Source organism: Dehalobacter sp., assembly GCF_030063005.1.
Taxonomy (GTDB): domain Bacteria; phylum Bacillota; class Desulfitobacteriia; order Desulfitobacteriales; family Syntrophobotulaceae; genus Dehalobacter; species Dehalobacter restrictus.
Genome location: NZ_JAPDHR010000061.1, coordinates 1 through 18,261 on the forward strand (window position 1 = coordinate 1; position 18,261 = coordinate 18,261).

Below are 18,261 nucleotides of genomic sequence, written 5' to 3' on the forward strand. Positions count from 1 at the left end.
TGAATCGGCTATTTTTAACAGGTACTATACCTGTTATTCCCAGTATTTTGACAGACTCAATGAAACCCCACTATATTTACTCTGTCAAAGGTTGCATTTACTTTGACCGCTCACCAAATGAAAAAATGAAAAAATCGTCTCTCCATTCGTCTCTCGCCAAAATGAAAAAATGAAAAAATTTATAAGGAATGTTTGATGCTCCGGCTGCAAATAATAAAGCTTAACATAATTCAAGCTGCTTGCTGTTGAAGATGTACTTCACAGGAGATAAACTTACAGAAAAGGATGTGATCTTTTGCTATTCGATCTGCGAATATTGGTAATTGCACTTACTCCTGTAATTGCCCTGGGCCTGGCAGTCTATTATACCGACCGTTTCGATAAAGAGCCTTTGCATCTTCTTATAAAAGTGTTTATCCTGGGTGCGCTGGCAGTCATCCCGATCGTGCTGTTTGAAAAATTCCTGACGTCCCTGAACATCTTTGCCGGGGTAGCGGCAGCTTTTTTCAATGCCTTCGTCGTTGCCGGACTGACCGAAGAATTTTTCAAAAGGGCAGTTGTCCTGCGGACAGTCTATCGGAATCCGGCATTTAATGAAAAGCTGGACGGGATTGTCTATGCCGTATTTGCCGCGTTGGGTTTCGCAACAGTCGAGAACATCATGTATGTCCTTGTAAACTTTTCAGCCAACCCGTATGTAGGCCTTTCCAGAGGAATATTCTCAGTGCCGACCCACGTGCTACTTGGTGTGACGATGGGATACTACCTTTCCCTGGCAAAGTTCTCCAATCATCCTCATCTTGAAAGAGCTTACCTCAGAAAATCCTTATATGTTCCTATCCTGCTTCACGGTTTTTTTGACTTTATTCTGATGTCGGAAATTCCAATTCTGCTTACGCTGTTTTTACCGTATATCATTTACCTGTGGACGGTTAATCTTAGGAAACTTAACAGGTATTACAAAGAATCAAGGGAAAAATACCAAAAAATCCCCGCCCGGCAACCTGCTGAATAAAAGACTGTACACCTATGTCCTGTCGCCATTGTAAACGCAGGCTAAAGCTCTACAAGAAAAAGGAACCGAGATATACTCGGTTCCTTTTTCTTGTTGGACTTATTGAGTAATTTTGCCGACTCGTTAAGGATTATGCTGGATCCGTCCTTCTCTCTCATATTCGCGATTCGGTACGAATAAGAGCGTGATGCAGTACAGGCCGCTGAGTCCGACCAGTGCATAGACGATTCTTGGAGGGAGCGGACTGATCCCTCCGAGGAGGGCATTGACAAGATCAAATTGAAAAAAACCAATCGTTCCCCAGTTTATGGCCCCGATGATAATAATTGCAAGGGCAATCTTCTGCCAAATATTCATGGGCAACCTCCTTAAAAGTTAATCATTAATAGGATGTCAATAAAATGTAAAATTTATACATCAAAACGTTAATTTACGACTCATAAACAATCATTTATAATAACCTATGACTTGTTCTTTTAGGGTATGTTTTTGTTTTAATAAAAAGAATAAGGGATCAAAAACCAACTAAAAAGGAGTATTTATGAACGTCCATCATGACCACGCCCGAGATGACAGCAAAATGGTTAAGCGCACCCTTTTGTTTATAGCAACCGCAGGTTCTTTTCTGACTCCGTTTATGATTTCATCTATCAACATCGCGCTGCCTGCAATTCAAAAGGAATTTGCAGCAGATGCTGTCGTTTTAAGCTGGATTGCGACATCTTTCTTGTTGTCTTCGGCTGTGTTTCTTCTTCCTATCGGCAAACTCGCCGACATCCTTGGCCGGACCAGGCTTTATAAATGGGGGATAATTTCATTTACTGCATTTACGTTAATCTCAGGTTTTGTCCCAAATATTGAATTATTAATCGTGATGAGAGTCCTGCAGGGAATTAGTGCATCGATGATCGCAACTGCGGGAATGGCGCTGATCACCTCGGCCTTTCCCCCGCAAGAACGCGGCAAAGCCCTAGGCTTTAATGTTTCAGCCATATATGTAGGACTTGCTGTCGGACCTTTTCTAGGCGGATTCTTAACCGAGCATTGGGGTTGGAGAAGCATTTTTTTGGTATTGGTTCCTTTGGGGGTCCTGATCACGGTCTTAACGATTACATATGTCAAGAGCGATTGGGCCGATGCCAAAAATGATAAACTGGATATTCCAGGCAGTCTGATTTTCGCCGTTACCCTGATTGCGCTTATCTATGGTTCGAGCATTTTACCGGATATTCTCGGGATTATCCTGATCCTCTTCAGCATTGTTTGTTTTGTTTTCTTTGTGAAACGCCAGCTCAAGATCCCAAATCCTGTGTTAGAAATCAGGCTTTTTCAGAATAACCGGGTTTTTGCCTTTTCCAACGTAGCAGCATTAATCAATTATGCTGGTTCCTACTCCGTAACTTTTCTTCTGAGTCTATATCTGCAGTACGTCCAGGGCATGTCTTCAGAGCATGCCGGAATCATCCTGATTATCCAGCCTATTATCCAGTCCTTAATTTCCCCTATGGCCGGACGCCTATCCGATGAAAAAGAACCCGCCAGAATTGCTTCTTGGGGCATGGCCGGAACCGCCGCAGGCTTGTTTTTGCTTTCCTTTATCGGCCCGCATACTTCTCTGTTCCTGATCATAGCTGCTTTGATGGTGCTGGGTCTTGGATTTGCCTTATTCTCTTCTCCGAATACCAATGCAGTCATGAGTTCCGTAGATAATCATTATTACGGGGTTGCCTCCGCCTCAGTATCTGTGATGAGGATTCTGGGCCAGATGCTGAGTATGGCTACAGCTACGCTGCTGATTTCCATATTTGTCGGCAAAAACCAGATTACGCCTGAATACTATCCGCAGTTTACACAGAGTATTCACCTTGCTTTTCTGATCTCAGCCTGCCTTTGTGCTGTTGGTATTTTCTTCTCTTTCTCCCGCGGCAAAATCCACGTCAATAATAATCAGGCATAAGATTGCTGCTCCTTGTTATCCATGACACTGCGGCATTAGGCCGTACATGGCGATCATGAAGATACCCGGTAGCTTAACTGACCGGGTATCTGTTTCCGCTACAGGGCGGATAGCCTTCGAAAAAGGTTATTTACCTTACGGTATTTCCCTTTTTCCAGTACTATCTTTTGCAGCTTCAGGCAATAATATTCGCAGGTTGATTTTGATTTGTTGATTCTCGATTGTTTTATTTAAAGTTGAAATATTAATTTTACCCAGTTATAAATTAAACCATAATTCCGTGGGAATTATGGTTTAAGATGGATAATATGGTTATATTTTTTATTGATTTTTGTGTATTTTATGATTATTATTATATTGTCTTCGTTTTACTCATTTAGTCTCATTAATTCTACTCTTGATTTTCATTTTTTGACCTTCAATACAAGAAGGTCCTTTTTTAGTTTAAATTTGATTCAATTATAAACATTTTATCTTAATAATCACGAAGAACAGAGCGCAGGATTTTTCCAGATCTGGTCATCGGCAGTTTTTCTCGAATCAATACCCGGATGGGCATTTTAAATGAAAAACTGTTTCTAATATACTGTTCTACCTTCAAGCAGTACTGTTCTCTTTCTTCCTTCGCCGAAAAAGAATCTTCGAGCGCAAGATATACTTTGAGGATCACGCTTTCACCATTCTGGCTGTTAACGATGACACCTGCTTCGAACACTTTGGGATAATTATAAAGAGCAGACTCTACTTGGTAATAACTTACAAATTTATCATTAACGATAAGACCGTCAAGCTCCCGGCCATTTAAGATTTCAAAATCAGGTAGTGCTGCATATCCGGACATTGCGTTTTTCCTCCCTTCTTGTGACAGAACATTGCAGTTATAAACTAAGCTGTAAAATGCGTATAAATCTTATATTTTAGTCGTATTTGTATTATAATATTAAATGCGGCTTTTCCCTACCGATTTGAGGTTAATGGCATTGTTGGAAGGCTGAACAGCTCTAATTCTCATGTTAACTGTTTTCGGGAAGAATATCTTTGATTTACGTATTGACAGATACCTTTTTCAAGATATTTGGGTATAATGTAATAGGAATAGAATACCGGAAGGAAAGATGCACATTGCAATTACATATTCATTTTGTTGGCATAAAAGGAACCGGGATGAGTGCCCTTGCCCAGATTACACCGTTGATAGAAGATGCCGTGATTACCGGATCCGATGTACCGCAAAGATTTTTTACAGACGTTGTATTAGAGAAGGCAGGCATTGAGGTCCTGAACTTTGACCCAGAGAATGTTGTCGGCGCTGATTTGGTTGTCACCTCTGCCGCTTACTGCGACAGTCACCCGGAGATTAGCCGGGCCAAAGAGCTTAACATACCGGTACTGACTTACCCTCAATTTCTGAGCAAACTGATGTCCAAGAAAAAAGGAGTCTGTGTAACCGGGACTCACGGCAAGACTACGACAACTGCCATGGCTGGAAAAATCCTGCTTGATGCAGGTTTGGACCCTACGATTGTCGTAGGCAGCGACGTGCCCTGTATTGGCGGCAACGCCCATGCCGGCCAGGGAGAACTCTTTTTAGCCGAATCCTGCGAATACCGGAGGCACTTCTTAAATTACTCTCCCGAGCACCTGATTATTACCAACATGGAACTGGATCATCCCGATTATTTTAAGGATTTGGATGATGTGGTCTGCGCTTTTTCCGAACTCGCCTGCAAGCTGCCTGCTGAGGGCAATCTGATTATCTGGCATGACGATCCGAATATAGATAGGATTAAGACCAAAGCAACGGTTACAACTTTTGGTTTCTCGGCCGATGCTGATGTCAGCGCTGCAAACGTTGTTTTCGATAATGACGGAAGCTGTTTTGATGTAATGATGAATAAAAAAAATATAGGTAAGCTGCATTTGACTGTTTCAGGAAAACATAACATTCTGGATGCCCTAGCTGCCATAGCCCTGACTTCCAGGCTCGGAATATCGATGGATACCGTGCTTCAGGCGCTGAGCGGCTTTAATGGTACCAAAAGAAGATTCGAACGTCTTGGCACAAAACACGGGGCAGTTATTGTTGACGATTATGCCCATCACCCGACAGAAATCCAAACGACCCTGGATGGAGCAAGGCTTTCCTACCCCGACAGAAGAATCCGGGCAGTATTTCAGCCTCATACCTTCAGCCGGACTGAAAAACTTTTTTATGAGTTTTCTCAGGCCTTTCAGGATGCCGATGAGGTTTTGCTGGCAGAAATTTTTTCCTCGGCGCGCGAAAAAAAAGCCGGGGTCAACCCGATCTCTTCAGCAAAACTTGCCGACTTGATGAAAGAAAAAGGAATTACCACCCGTTATTTTCCAACGCTTGACGAAATCAGTTCTTATCTTGACCAAACCCTTGAAGAAGGCGACCTCGTTATTACGCTCGGAGCGGGCGATATTTACAAAGTAGGGCAAAACTTGGTCTCTTGAGCGCTGTTTCCTGACCGCTGAGTAACTTCGACGATTCATACAGGAGAAACGATGAAAAATAAGTTGATTTTTTCTTTACTTGTCATTCTATTTGGGATTTTTTTCATAAGCGGTTGTATTCAAATGAGCATTCCTGATGCTTCCCCTGATTCTCAGGGTTCGCAAACATCTGCAGAAAACGTTCTGGTTGATACCTTTATGCTAAGAATCGGCGCTGCGAGTAAGGAAGCGATAAATTATCACGATGTTGTCAGCATCGCTGTTTTAGTGAATAAACAAAATCAGCTTCCCTCCGATTATGTTCCACCGGATCTGGTTGAAGTCAACATTCCTTTTACTTTTAAGGAAAAAGCTGAGAAAAGAATGCTGCGTCAGGAAGCTGCCGCGAAGCTCGAGGAATTATTTTCTGCTGCAAAAGAAAATGGTGTAATTTTTTATGGTGTATCAGGCTACCGCTCCTATCAAACGCAGCAGGATTTATTTGCGAGTTTTACCCGGCGGTACGGAACCGAGGAAAAAGCCAACCAAATCAGTGCGAGACCCGGTGAAAGTGAACACCAAACCGGTCTGGCAATGGATGTATCCTGCCAGAGCGTTAACTTCGGTCTGGAAGAGACATTTGGAGATACGGACGAATATGTCTGGCTGAAAGATAATGCTCATCGTTTCGGCTTTATCATCCGCTACCCGAAGGGCAAAGAATACCTGACGGAATATACCTACGAACCTTGGCATCTGCGCTATATCGGACAAGACCTGGCCACGAAACTCTATGAACAGCATCTCACTTACGAGGAATACCTGTTCTTCAAGATTTGATCTTATTATTCGTAAACTTGTATAGATATAGCACGCGCGTTAAGTAAAAAAATATTCTTCTACCGGTTAATACCGTTCCTGCTGAATTGCTCAATATGACATACAACGTCATTCCAGTCATAACAGCGGATGACACCTTCCGGAAGATTTCCGCGGTTATAAGGCGCATCCATCAGTAGCACCGGAATGCCCATGGAAACGATCTCCACTGAATTGGAAATAAAGTCATCGACGAACACATCAATACCGTGTTCCTTGACCGCAATGGTCTTGCTGAGCCCCCCTGTGAATATCTTTTCACCCGGGGGGATTTGTTTTTCTTCAAGCCATTTTTTTGTGATTAGTTCCTCAGCTCCCGGCTTTCTGGCTGTCACATAAATGATTTCATGCCCTGCTTCTGTTAAGGAAACAATGCTCTCAACCGACCCTTTGACCGGCTCCGGTGTTGAGAAGAGAACTTCCATATTTTTGTCAAAAAAGGTGTCTAGTTCATTCCAGTCGACGTCGTAGATTTTCGACATATCGTAATTGTCAATTTCCATAATATTTTTGCCGTATTGCCTGTTGAGTTCTTCTGTGAACACAGGAAAACTGTCCGCGACGACGCCGTCTATATCTAATCCGATCCGTAGTTTCATCTAATCCAGCCTCTCCGGTTTTTCTAATTCGATGGTTGGGGGCAATTGCCGTTTATGCTCACTCATTTTATGCAGTCTTTCGATTTTGGCGACAACATCGTCAGGAATCTTTTCTCCCAAAAGATATTTATCGATAAGATCATAGGAAAAACCCATCTCTCCCTCATCGGTCTGTCCCTGCCAAAGACCAGCAGTCGGTGTTCTGGAAGCTATTTTTTCCGGCAGGCCCAGTGCCCTTGCCCAGGCTCTTACTTCCGTCTTGGTAAGTGAGCTGATCGGCAGAAGGTCCACGCCGCCATCCCCATATTTCGTAAAATATCCTGTATAGCTCTCAGGGGCATTGTCTGTCCCGACAACCAGATACTCCCTAATATTGGCTACCGTATACAGCGTAGACATACGGAGCCGTGCTTTAAGGTTCCCTTGTCCTGCTTGCTGAATATTCAGAGGCGTCTGATTAGCTTTTAAAGCGGTCTTCATCTGGTCATAAATGGCTGCATGTGCTTCCCCGAGATCAATCTCGATCACTTCCATCCCAAGGGTCTCTGCAATCAAATAGGCATCCTCGCGATCCGCAGGATTTGATTGGCATGGCATGATCACACCAAGGCAGTAATCAGGAAATGCTTTTTTGCATAAAGCTGCCACCACCGCAGAATCTACACCGCCGGAAATTCCGCAGACCAAACCTTTGGTCTTTGCCTCAGTGTTTTTTCCCCGCAGCCATTCCACAACCTGCTTTTGGCGTTCCAGTATTTCTTCAGTACTCCACACCGGTACGGCCTCCTTTTTTATTTCACAATAGTTTTATGATCATTCAAATATTTATCAAAAGTTTAGACATAAAATTTAAATTTTATATTTTTTTAGAATCCATTCTTTTAACTTAATCCACAATATCCACATTTTTATCCACAAAATTTTAAGATGACCGTTGGATTCTGTCAGCATTCTTTGCTATGTACCGTCATTTCAGCATCGCCGGCTATTTGTTATTTTCACATTTTTTACATTCTAATTACATATTCTTAACATATTCTTAAAATTTCTTGATTAATACTCTGAAGGCAGTAAAATGTACCATTATTCGTGCTAAATTTACACTTGATTGTTTTCTTAATTGTTTTTTACCACCTAAGTTGATCCAGAGTTTCTTTACTAAACTGTATCGCTGTCTGAACGGTCTCCGGTGCAGGACCCCCGGTAACGCTCCTCTTCTGAACGCAGGTTTGAAGAGAAATAGCCTCATAAAGATCTTCCTCGAAGAATTCGGATACTGTTTTCAGTTCTTCCAGCGTCAGATCCTCCAACGAACAGCCCCTGCGGGAACATTCCAGTACCAGCCTGCCCACAATTGCATGGGCTTCGCGGAAAGGAACATTCTTTTTGGCCAGATAATCAGCCAAATCTGTGGCATTGGTAAAGCCCTTCTTAGCTTCCCTTGCCATAATATCGGCATTCACTTTCATTGTAGCCAGCATCGGCCGGATGACCAGCAACGATTTTTGGATGGTGTCCACAGCATCAAACACACATTCCTTGTCTTCCTGCATGTCTTTGTTATAAGCCAGGGGAAGTCCTTTCATAACGGTGAGCAGTGTTATGAGATCCCCATACACCCTGCCAGTTTTCCCTCTGACGAGTTCTGCGACATCAGGATTTTTCTTCTGCGGCATAATACTCGATCCGGTGGCATAGGCATCATCAATCGAAACGAAAGAAAATTCACCGCTCGACCAGATAATCAGTTCTTCACACAGCCTGCTCAGATGCATCATCATGATAGATGCAGCTGCCAGAAATTCCAAAGCAAAATCTCTGTCGCTAACGCCGTCTAAACTGTTAAGCGTGACGCCGTCAAAATTCAGTTCAGCAGCTACTTCTTCCCGACGCAAAGCAAAGGTCGTACCCGCCAGCGCGCCCGATCCGAGCGGGGAGAGGTTCAGTCTCTTGCGAGTATCTCCGAGTCGTCCCAGATCGCGCAAAAACATTTGGACATAGGCCATAAGATGATGGCTCAGGGTTATCGGCTGGGCCTTTTGCAGATGGGTATATCCGGGCATCCAAGTCTTAAGATGTTCGGAACTCAAGTCAAGCAGGGTTTCCAGCAGCGCAGTGAGGAGATCTTTGGTGTTGTCGATTTCTTCTCTTAAGAATAGCCGAAAATCCAGCGCAACCTGATCATTCCGGCTGCGTCCGGTATGGAGCTTTTTACCGGCATCACCGATTCTTTCCGTAAGTAGTTTCTCAACGTTCATATGGATGTCTTCGGCTCCGACTTCAAATTCAACCCTTCCCGCCTGAATATCCGCCAGAATGCATTCCAGTCCCCCTATTATTTTCTCCGTTTCTTCGGCTGACAGGATACCTATCCTGCCGAGCATTCCGGCATGAGCAATGCTTCCCATAATATCAAATTTATAAAGGCGCCGGTCGAATGAGATCGATGAGTGGAAATCTTCGACCAGGGAATCGGTGTCTTTCTCAAAACGTCCTCCCCAAAGTTTCATTGGTTTAACTCCTTCCGAATCAAAATTAAGTATAGTATAACGCAACAATATGACAGAACACAAGAATGCGCAATGTGCTTAGACAATTGACATCCTTGTGTTCATGCCCGCAAATCCATGCTCGCGCACCGTTGCGCATCATGATTAACGTAAGCCTGATTTTCTCTCCATTAAAGCGCGGACTTTAAGAGGCAGTCCAAACAGATTAATAAAACCTTCTGCGTCTTTCTGGTTGTAGACAGCATCTTCGCCAAACGTTGCAAATTCTTCATTATACAGCGAATAAGGGGATTTTATCCCTACCGGTGTACAGTTTCCTTTATATAGTCTCATCCTGACGGTTCCGGTAACATTTTTCTGTGTAACTTTTACAAACGCATCGAGTGCTTCTCTCAGCGGTGAATACCAGACACCATCGTAGACCATCTCAGCATATTTCAGCGCAATTTGTTCCTTATAATGCAGGGTCTGACGGTCAAGGGTCAACAGTTCCAGCGCCTGATGCGCGGCATAGAGAATTGTCCCGCCGGGAGTCTCATATACCCCGCGCGACTTCATCCCGACAAGCCTGTTTTCCACCATGTCGACAATCCCGATTCCATTCTTGCCGCCCAGGGCATTCAATTTCTCGATCAGCTGAATCGGTGCAAGTTTCTCCCCATCGACAGCTACTGGTATGCCCTTCTCTAAATCGATCAGCACATACGCGGCCTGGTCCGGCGCCTGCATCGGGGAAACCCCGAGTAGATAAAGATCATCCTTCGGTTCATTCCAGGGATCTTCGAGGTCACCGCCTTCATGGCTTAAATGCCACAAGTTACGGTCCATGCTGTACGGTCTGTCCTTGGTAACCGGGACAGGGATTCCGCGTTCTTTGGCATAATCAATCGCATCATCCCGCGATTTGATGTCCCACTCTCTCCACGGAGCAATAATTTTCAGATCAGGATTCAGCGCTTTGACAGCCAGTTCAAAGCGAACCTGATCGTTGCCTTTCCCTGTCGCGCCATGCGCAACAGCGACTGCGCCTTCTTTTTCAGCAATCTCCACAAGCCTTCTGGCAATAAGCGGACGAGCAAAGGATGTTCCGAGAAGATATTTGCCTTCATACACGGCTCCTGCCTGAAGCGTCGGGTAAATGAAATCCGTAATGAATTCTTCTCTCAAATCTTCAATATATAATTTGGTGGCTCCGGTTTTAGCAGCCTTCTCATGAAGAGGTTCCAGTTCCTCTCCCTGTCCCAAATCTGCCGCCATCGCGACAACCTCATAACCATAGTTTTCTTTCAGCCATGGAATAATGATGGATGTATCCAGTCCGCCTGAATAGGCAAGCACTACTTTAGCCATACGCTTTCTCCTTTATTTTATATTTATTACATGACCAGCGCCATAATCGCTTTATGGGCGTGAAGCCGGTTTTCAGCCTCCTGAAATACCACGGATTGAGGACCTTCGATCACTTTGTCGGTGATCTCTTCTCCGCGGTGGGCAGGCAAACAGTGCATGACGATCGCTTCAGGATGAGCTGCCCCAAGCACTTCGTCATTGATCTGATACGGCGCAAAAATTTTCTTCCTGATTTCGCTTTGTTCTTCCTGTCCCATACTGGCCCAAACATCGGTATAAAGAATATCCGCTCCCCTGGCAGCCGCCACAGGATCTTCGACGATCTGCACCGTACTTCTGCTGAGAGATGCATTCTTCCAAGCCAGATCCATAATTTCCGGAACCGGCTGGTATCCCTGAGGTGAAGCAATCACGATGTTCATGCCCATCTTGCTGCCGCCAAGCAGCAGGGAATTTGCCACATTATTGCTGTCACCGATATAGGTTAATTTCAATCCCTGAATCTTGCCTTTTGTTTCTTTAATGGTCAAAAGGTCGGCCAGAATCTGTGTCGGATGCAGAAAATCGCTCAAGCCATTGATGACCGGCACAGAGGAATGCTCGGCAAGATCAAGAACCTCCTGATGGCTGAACGTTCTGATCATAATGCCGTCGACCATCCTGGACAAGACCCTTGCTGTATCCTGGATCGGTTCACCGCGTCCCAGCTGGATATCGCGGGCGCTCAGAAACATTCCGGAGCCGCCGAGCTGATAAATACCGGCCTCAAATGCCACTCTGGTTCTCGTCGAAGATTTGGTAAAGATCATCGCCAAAACCTTCCCCTGCAGGACAGGGTGGGGAATTCCGGCATTTCTGTCAGCCTTCAATTCCATGGCGACGTCAACCATATATGAGATTTCTTCTGCTGTGAAAGCATTCAGTGTAATAAAATCTCTGCCTTTAAACTTGCCTTTGTTTAATTGAACCATCATTATTCTCCTTTATCTCAATAATACGCAATATTGCATTATTATACCTCATCATGCATAATTATTCAATATCCCTGATGAAAAAGAAGCTATTCCCAGACGGGTAACCCTTACCCTCCTGAGGATTAAAAAAGAAGACTGAATCTACGATCTGCTTACCTGATTGTATAAAAGCATCTATAGCATCAGTTGGTATTTATCCGATATAAGATGCAGAATTCCAGTATCTTACGTTAGAATATTAGATTAGAGAATTCTCTCCACGAGTGTAATCAGATGATAAGACAGAGCTGCGACGATTGCCGTGGAAGGAATCGTCAGACACCAGGCAATCAGCATCTGCTGCGCAACGCCCCAGCGCACGGCCGAAATACGTTTGGCAGCGCCTACTCCCATAATGGAACCGGATACCACGTGCGTGGTACTGACCGGCAGATGGAGACCCGGAAACGCCGTCGCTACCCAGATAACGATCGAGGATGACAAATCTGCGGCAAATCCGTTGATCGGCTCAATTTTAAAGATTTTGGCACCGAGGGTATGAATGATTCTCCAGCCGCCCACTGCTGTACCGCAAGCAATGGCTATTCCACACAGGAGCTTTACCCAGAGCGGAACATCCATCGTCGACTGTACCCCCATGGCGACAAGCGCCAGCGTGATAATACCCATGGATTTCTGTGCGTCATTAGAACCGTGGTTAAACGCAAGTAGTGCGGCTGAAACCATCTGCAGCCTCCGGAAGATATTGTTCGTTTTCATCGGCGCTTTATTGCGGAACAGGTAATATAGAATGGTCATGATCAGATAACCGAGTCCCATGCCGACGAGCGGCGAGCACAGCAGCGCCAAGATAATTTTCTTGATGCCGGCCCCCTGGACAACACCGAGTCCCGCTGCCGCGATCCCGGCTCCGAGGATTCCCCCAATAATCGCGTGGGAAGAACTGCTCGGAATACCAAAATACCATGTCAAAAGATTCCAGAAAATCGCTCCGATCAGTGCGGCGATCATCACTTCGGAAGTAACACTGTTCGCATCGACAATGTCCTTTGCAATGGTCTTGGCAACCCCTGTACTGTACATCGCGCCGATAAAATTAAGTACCGCGGCCATAATGATTGCGGTTCTTGGCGTAAGCGCTCTTGTCGAAACCGAAGTGGCTATGGCATTGGCAGTATCATGAAATCCGTTGATAAAATCAAATGCCAACGCAAATAGTACGACAACGAATAATGCAATATGCAGACTAGACATATTTTAATACGACCCCTTTTATTACAAGCGCGAGATCTTCACAACGGTCCGTGGCGTCTTCCAGATGTTCCAGTATTTCTTTCCATTTAATGATTTCAATCGGATTGCTTTCATTTTCGAACAGCTTGCCTACTTCACTCCGGTATAAACGATCTCCCTCGCTTTCCAGTTTATGGATTTTTTCTGTGTTTTCAAGAATAAGCTTTAATTTGGTGCGAATACTGGGAAGGTTGTCCACAGATATTTTAATAATATGAATACAGTCATCTAGAACCCGAATCAGCTCTTCAACCCCGGAGTGGGGCGGCGTCGCTTTATACATGATCATCCGTTCCAAGGCGCCTTGAATAAAATCAATGATATCATCCATGTTTGTCGCCAATGAGTAGAGGTCTTCCCTGTCCATTGGCGTCACCAGTGTCTTATTCAGGTTGTCAATGATCTTGTTGGTAATATCATCGGCACGGTGTTCCAAATCAATGAGTTCCTTCATCTTGACCGGGAAAGTGGTGGGATCCTTAACTGCTTCTTTTAATACCAGCGAGCTTTCGCAAATAAGCTGCGCGTTTTCCTTCATAAGTACAAAAAAGTCGTTTTCTTTTTTTGACACAGTCTTTACTTCCTCCTTTATCATAACCTGGTCAAATCTTCCCACATTATCTTAGCACAAGAGCCAAGGATAAGATACTTAAATTTATAAAAAACAGGCACTTAAAACAATGGGTAGAATAGACCGAAAGATTCAGCCAAAAGCTCTCTCCAGCATCAGCTTAATCCGATTGATCTGGTTCACTTCACTGGCTCCGGGATCATAATCCACGGCAACAATATTGGTCTGGGGATACTGCTCTTTCAGGGTCTTGATCATTCCTTTGCCGGTAATATGATTCGGCAGACAGGCAAACGGCTGCATGCAGATAATATTGTTGGCGCCACTTTTGATCAGCTCCACCATTTCCGCAGTCAGCAGCCAACCCTCTCCGGTTTGGTTGCCCAGGGAAAGGAATGGTTTGACACTTTCCGCCATCTCCTGAATCGTTGGCGGGATATCGAATCTTTTACTATTCTTTAAGGCAGCCCTTAAATCTTCACGATAGCTTTCCATATACTTGACCAGCAGATTTCCGATGACTCTGGAAGATCGCTTACCGGCAAGATATCTATAGTTAAATTCCTTCCCATAGCAGCAGTAAAGTAAAAACTCCATCAGTCCCGGAACTACCATTTCTGCGCCCTCTTTTTCAATAAACTCGGCCATGTTGTTATTCGCCGCAGGGTGAAATTTTACGAGGATCTCCCCGACCAATCCAACCCGGGGTTTTCTCTGCTGAACAATCTCAATATTTTCAAAATCCCGAACAATGCCCTTCAGGTTTTCACGAAATAAGCTGCGGTCTCCATTGGCAACATTGATCTTGCAGATATCTATCCACTTTCTCAGAAGCTGATCCGCTGTTCCCGCATTTGTTTCATAAGGCCTTACCCGGTAGAAAACCTTCATCAGCAGGTCTCCGTAAAGCATGGCCATGATTGCTTTGACCGCCATGGAGACCGTCAACTTAAATCCGGGGTTTTTCTCCAAGCCTGCGACATTGAGCGAGAGTATCGGAATGTGTTCCAGTCCCGAGACCTGAAGCGCTTTCTTTAATAGCCCCAAATAATTGCTGGCCCTGCAGGGCCCCCCCGTCTGGGTTATAATGACTGAGGTGTTGTTCAGATCGTATCTTCCGGATTTCAATGCCCTTAACAGCTGCCCGATAATAATGACCGAAGGGTAACAGGAATCATTGTTAACATATTTCAAGCCTTCTTCAATATCTTCTTTTTCAACTATAGCCAGTACTTCAAAATGGTACCCCTCCGAACGGGCGACCTCCTGGGCAAATTCAAAATGGATCGGCGCCATCTGTGGAGCAAGAATGGTATGTGTTTTACGCATTTCCTTGGTAAATATTGGTCTCTGAACGGCATTTGGCCCCTTTGCCGGGTCCTCTATCAGATGGTCATGTTTTATTCTGGCATCCATCGCAGCTTTAAGCGAGCGAAGCCTTATTCTGACTGCACCCAAATTACTGACCTCATCTATTTTAATCATGGTATAGATTTTACCGGCTTTATGTAAAATTTCCTGGGCTTGTTCCGCAGCAATCGAATCCGGCCCACAGCCGAATGAGTTTAACTGGACAAGCTCTAGCTCCGGTCTTCCGGCAACAAAATCTGCTGCTTCGTAAAGTCGGGAATGATACATCCACTGGTCCAGAACCCGAAGTGGCCTGGTGACTTTTCCGAGATGGGCTACCGAATCCTCTGTAAGCACTGCCATTCCGAGGGCCGTGATGACTTTAGGTATGCCGTGGTTAACTTCCTGATCCAGATGGTAAGGCCTGCCGGAAAGGACAATCCCGCGATTTCCTGTTTCTGCAAGCCATTGCAAGACCTCTTCTCCTTTTTTGCGGATATCCCGTTTGAAATTCAGATCTTCATTCCAGGCTGCGTCGACGGCCTGGATGATTTCTGCAAGGGTAATGCCTGAATGTTTCAGTTCTTCATACAATCTCTTACTAAGCTTTTTTTTATCTTCATACGGCAGAAAAGGATTCCAGAATTGGACACCGCTTTGCTTCAACTCGTCCATGTTGGCTTTGATCACTTCCGGATAAGCGTTGATCACCGGGCAATTAAAGCAGTTGTCCGCCCCGGCTATTTCTTTTCTCTCCTTCGGTATGCAGGGATAAAATATGAACTTCACGCCTTGTTTAATCAATGACACGATATGACCGTGAACAAGTTTGGCAGGATAACAAACGGTATCGGAAGAAATTGTCTCCATGCCCGCCTCATAAACCTTTCGGGTGGAAACCGGCGACAGCTCGACCCGGAAACCAAGACGGGTGAAAAAAGTAAACCAAAAAGGATAATTCTCGAACATATTTAAAACCCTTGGGATCCCGATGGTTCCTCTGACTGCTTTTTCTTTGGCCAGTGGCGTATAATGAAAGATCCTGTTTAGTTTATAGGCATAGAGATTCGGAATTTCATCTGTCTGATCGCGTTCTGATCCTTTTTCACAGCGGTTTCCTGTAATGTGCCTACGCCCGTCACCGAAACAGTTGACCGTAAGTAAACAGTGGTTCTGACAGTTTTCGCAGCGGGCTGCGCTGACTTCCACCGAAAAGTTATTAATTTGATCTGGGGAAAGCAGCGACGTAGCCACTCCCTCCCGCCAGGCGTTCCTGGCCAAGAGGGCCGCACCAAAGGCACCCATGAGGCCGGCAATGTCCGGACGGACGACTTCTCGGCCAATGGTCCGTTCCAGGCTGCGAACCACAGCATCATTCAAGAAAGTCCCTCCCTGGACAATAACCTTTTCACCAAATTCCTCAGAGCTTTTTAACTTAATTACTTTATAGAGCGCGTTTTTGATCACGGAGTAGGATAATCCTGCCGAAATATCCGCGACGGTCATTCCTTCTTTTTGGGCCTGTTTTACTTTGGAATTCATGAAAACCGTACATCTCGATCCTAAATCGGCAGGATTTTGAGCCAAAAGTCCTTTGCGGGCAAAATCCGCCACATTCATTTCCAGTGACCTCGCAAATGTTTCAATAAAAGAACCGCAGCCGGATGAACAGGCCTCGTTTAACATAATATTTTCAATCACACCGTTTTTTACTTTCAGGCATTTCATATCCTGTCCGCCGATGTCCAGAATCAGGTTGACTCCAGGCAGGAAATGATTGGCGGCTGTGTAATGAGCGATGGTCTCAACTTCCCCCATATCAAAAAAAAGAGCTGCCTGAGTCAGTTTTTCTCCGTAGCCAGTCACGGCAGAATAAGCAATTTTTGTGTTTTCCGGGAGCCTGTTGTATAGTTCTTTCAGAATATTGACTGCTGAAGCCAAAGGGTTGCCTTCATTATTAGTATAGGCGGAATAAAGAAGGGTGCCTTGCGGATCGATCAAAACAGCTTTTGTCGTGGTAGATCCTACATCCAGACCTAAAAAACATTGGCCCTGGTACATCTCCAGCTGATTTGTGCTGACAATATTTTGGGCATGCCGCCTTACAAACGCGCGGTATTCCTCTTCATCTGCAAAAAGTGGATCAAGTCTGGCTGTTTCATACTGAAGCTTTTTTTTGTCTGTTCTCAATTTTTGACCAAGCTGTTCAAATGTAATATCTTTATCCTGAGCAGAGGCGAGGGCCGCTCCGATAGCTACATAAACTTCGGAATTTCCCGGCACAATCATATCTTCATCCTTCAGCCCCAACGTTTCCTGAAACCGAACTCGCAGCTGCGGTAGGAAGTGAAGTGGTCCTCCGAGGAAGCCAACTTTCCCTTTAATTTTATGTCCGCAGGCAAGCCCTCCAATGGTCTGATTTACAACCGCCTGAAAGATCGAAGCTGCAATGTCCTCCTTGCGGACTCCTTCATTTAAGAGAGGTTGAATATCGGTTTTGGCAAAAACCCCACATCGGGCGGCAATCGGATAGATGACCCGGCTATGGGCAGCCAGCGCATCCAGACCAGCCGCATCCGTCTTTAACAGGACAGCCATTTGATCAATAAAAGCACCGGTTCCTCCCGCACAGATCCCGTTCATCCGCTGATCAAACCCCTTGTCAAAAAAGGTTATCTTGGCATCTTCTCCGCCAAGCTCAATGACAACATCCGTTCCTGGCAGATAACGATCCACTGCTTTGCTTCCGGCAATGACCTCCTGAATAAATGAAATGTCCAGATGTTCAGCCACAGCCAGTCCGCCTGAACCTGTAATTGCTACCGTCAGCGAAAATGCCGCATATTTCTGACCGGCTTCATCCACCAGCCTTTGCAACGTGCTCCAGATATTCGAATAATGCCGGGTATACCGGCTGAACAACAGAACGCCTTCCTTATTTAAGACAGCAATTTTAACAGTGGTGGAACCTATGTCTATCCCAACATGAAGGTTATTCTTTTCTTTGTCAGTAATTCTGTGATGATGCGAATCCAGATTACATTCCCCCTCAAACAAATTCAGCAGAATTATTTTTCCATCTGAGGGGGTTATTATTCATTGTCTACCTTACCGTCTGAAGTTATTAGAAAAATAATATAAATTTTTCTACCCACATTCTGTCCTTCGTGTTAATATAGTCTCATCTTTGACACTTTAAAGAGCAAAAAAGCCTGGAACCCCTTGCAAACAAGGGAAATCCGGGCTTTTACATTTTTAAAAAAGTGAGTAATGTTTTTATGACTTTGTACTTTTGAGAATTTTTTT

Annotated in this window: 14 protein-coding genes; 4 read left to right on the top strand and 10 right to left on the bottom strand. The window is 44.8% G+C overall.

Annotation, left to right across the window (positions count from 1 at the left end; genetic code table 11):
• Positions 1 to 295 precede the first annotated feature (295 nt).
• Positions 296 to 1,015 carry a PrsW family intramembrane metalloprotease gene (locus OKX56_RS14100; RefSeq protein WP_019226809.1) on the top strand — a complete coding sequence of 240 codons (720 nt, stop codon included), beginning with the start codon at positions 296 to 298 and terminating at the stop codon, positions 1,013 to 1,015.
• 123 nt (positions 1,016 to 1,138) lie between these two features.
• Here the strand turns inward: OKX56_RS14100 and OKX56_RS14105 are convergent, their stop codons facing one another.
• Entirely contained in the window at positions 1,139 to 1,372 is a 234-nt protein-coding gene (locus OKX56_RS14105) for a DUF378 domain-containing protein (protein WP_019226810.1), read from the bottom strand.
• A gap of 184 nt (positions 1,373 to 1,556) precedes the next feature.
• Between OKX56_RS14105 and OKX56_RS14110 the strand changes: the two genes are divergently transcribed.
• Complete coding sequence (locus tag OKX56_RS14110; protein WP_019226811.1) at positions 1,557 to 2,972, top strand: MFS transporter; 1,416 nt, start codon at positions 1,557 to 1,559, stop codon at positions 2,970 to 2,972.
• Between the two features lie 475 nt (positions 2,973 to 3,447).
• Here OKX56_RS14110 and OKX56_RS14115 read toward each other — a convergent pair whose 3' ends face one another.
• The gene (locus OKX56_RS14115) at positions 3,448 to 3,813 is read right to left on the bottom strand and encodes an AMP-binding enzyme (protein ID WP_019226812.1); all 366 of its coding nucleotides are present in this window, start codon (positions 3,811 to 3,813) and stop codon (positions 3,448 to 3,450) included.
• Between the two features lie 281 nt (positions 3,814 to 4,094).
• On the opposite strand from OKX56_RS14115, the gene murC reads away from it, so the two are divergent.
• Entirely contained in the window at positions 4,095 to 5,450 is a 1,356-nt protein-coding gene (gene murC, locus OKX56_RS14120) for a UDP-N-acetylmuramate--L-alanine ligase (RefSeq protein ID WP_025205215.1), read from the top strand.
• Between the two features lie 51 nt (positions 5,451 to 5,501).
• Complete coding sequence (locus OKX56_RS14125) at positions 5,502 to 6,269, top strand: M15 family metallopeptidase (protein WP_019226814.1); 768 nt, start codon at positions 5,502 to 5,504, stop codon at positions 6,267 to 6,269.
• A gap of 59 nt (positions 6,270 to 6,328) precedes the next feature.
• Here the strand turns inward: OKX56_RS14125 and OKX56_RS14130 are convergent, their stop codons facing one another.
• The 8 genes from OKX56_RS14130 to OKX56_RS14165 form a co-directional block, all read right to left on the bottom strand.
• Positions 6,329 to 6,907 carry a 5' nucleotidase, NT5C type gene (locus OKX56_RS14130; protein ID WP_015043883.1) on the bottom strand — a complete coding sequence of 193 codons (579 nt, stop codon included), beginning with the start codon at positions 6,905 to 6,907 and terminating at the stop codon, positions 6,329 to 6,331.
• Entirely contained in the window at positions 6,908 to 7,681 is a 774-nt protein-coding gene (gene nadE / locus OKX56_RS14135) for an NAD(+) synthase (RefSeq protein WP_019226815.1), read from the bottom strand. It lies immediately after the preceding gene.
• Positions 7,682 to 8,034: 353 nt separating this feature from the next.
• Positions 8,035 to 9,417 carry an argininosuccinate lyase gene (gene argH / locus OKX56_RS14140; RefSeq protein ID WP_019226816.1) on the bottom strand — a complete coding sequence of 461 codons (1,383 nt, stop codon included), beginning with the start codon at positions 9,415 to 9,417 and terminating at the stop codon, positions 8,035 to 8,037.
• A gap of 144 nt (positions 9,418 to 9,561) precedes the next feature.
• The gene (locus tag OKX56_RS14145; RefSeq protein WP_019226817.1) at positions 9,562 to 10,767 is read right to left on the bottom strand and encodes an argininosuccinate synthase; all 1,206 of its coding nucleotides are present in this window, start codon (positions 10,765 to 10,767) and stop codon (positions 9,562 to 9,564) included.
• Between the two features lie 26 nt (positions 10,768 to 10,793).
• Positions 10,794 to 11,738, bottom strand: coding sequence for an ornithine carbamoyltransferase (argF, locus tag OKX56_RS14150; protein WP_019226818.1), 945 nt, complete (start codon positions 11,736 to 11,738; stop codon positions 10,794 to 10,796).
• A 246-nt stretch (positions 11,739 to 11,984) separates the two neighbouring features.
• Positions 11,985 to 12,995: an inorganic phosphate transporter gene (locus OKX56_RS14155; protein ID WP_019226819.1), complete on the bottom strand. Its 1,011-nt coding sequence runs from the start codon at positions 12,993 to 12,995 to the stop codon at positions 11,985 to 11,987.
• Positions 12,988 to 13,605 carry a DUF47 domain-containing protein gene (locus OKX56_RS14160; protein WP_019226820.1) on the bottom strand — a complete coding sequence of 206 codons (618 nt, stop codon included), beginning with the start codon at positions 13,603 to 13,605 and terminating at the stop codon, positions 12,988 to 12,990. The genes OKX56_RS14155 and OKX56_RS14160 overlap by 8 nt, the downstream gene beginning before the upstream one ends.
• Positions 13,606 to 13,737: 132 nt before the next feature.
• Positions 13,738 to 18,012 carry an acyl-CoA dehydratase activase-related protein gene (locus OKX56_RS14165; RefSeq protein ID WP_336571236.1) on the bottom strand — a complete coding sequence of 1,425 codons (4,275 nt, stop codon included), beginning with the start codon at positions 18,010 to 18,012 and terminating at the stop codon, positions 13,738 to 13,740.
• Between the last annotated feature and the right edge of the window lie 249 nt (positions 18,013 to 18,261).

Coding starts and splice junctions, on each gene's coding strand:
- OKX56_RS14105 (WP_019226810.1), bottom strand. CDS start 1,372: ATGAATATTTGGCAGAAGATTGCCCTTGCAATTATTATCATCGGGGCC.
- OKX56_RS14110 (WP_019226811.1), top strand. CDS start 1,557: ATGAACGTCCATCATGACCACGCCCGAGATGACAGCAAAATGGTTAAG.
- OKX56_RS14115 (WP_019226812.1), bottom strand. CDS start 3,813: ATGTCCGGATATGCAGCACTACCTGATTTTGAAATCTTAAATGGCCGG.
- OKX56_RS14125 (WP_019226814.1), top strand. CDS start 5,502: ATGAAAAATAAGTTGATTTTTTCTTTACTTGTCATTCTATTTGGGATT.
- OKX56_RS14130 (WP_015043883.1), bottom strand. CDS start 6,907: ATGAAACTACGGATCGGATTAGATATAGACGGCGTCGTCGCGGACAGT.
- argH (WP_019226816.1), bottom strand. CDS start 9,417: ATGAAACTTTGGGGAGGACGTTTTGAGAAAGACACCGATTCCCTGGTC.
- OKX56_RS14145 (WP_019226817.1), bottom strand. CDS start 10,767: ATGGCTAAAGTAGTGCTTGCCTATTCAGGCGGACTGGATACATCCATC.
- argF (WP_019226818.1), bottom strand. CDS start 11,738: ATGGTTCAATTAAACAAAGGCAAGTTTAAAGGCAGAGATTTTATTACA.
- OKX56_RS14155 (WP_019226819.1), bottom strand. CDS start 12,995: ATGTCTAGTCTGCATATTGCATTATTCGTTGTCGTACTATTTGCGTTG.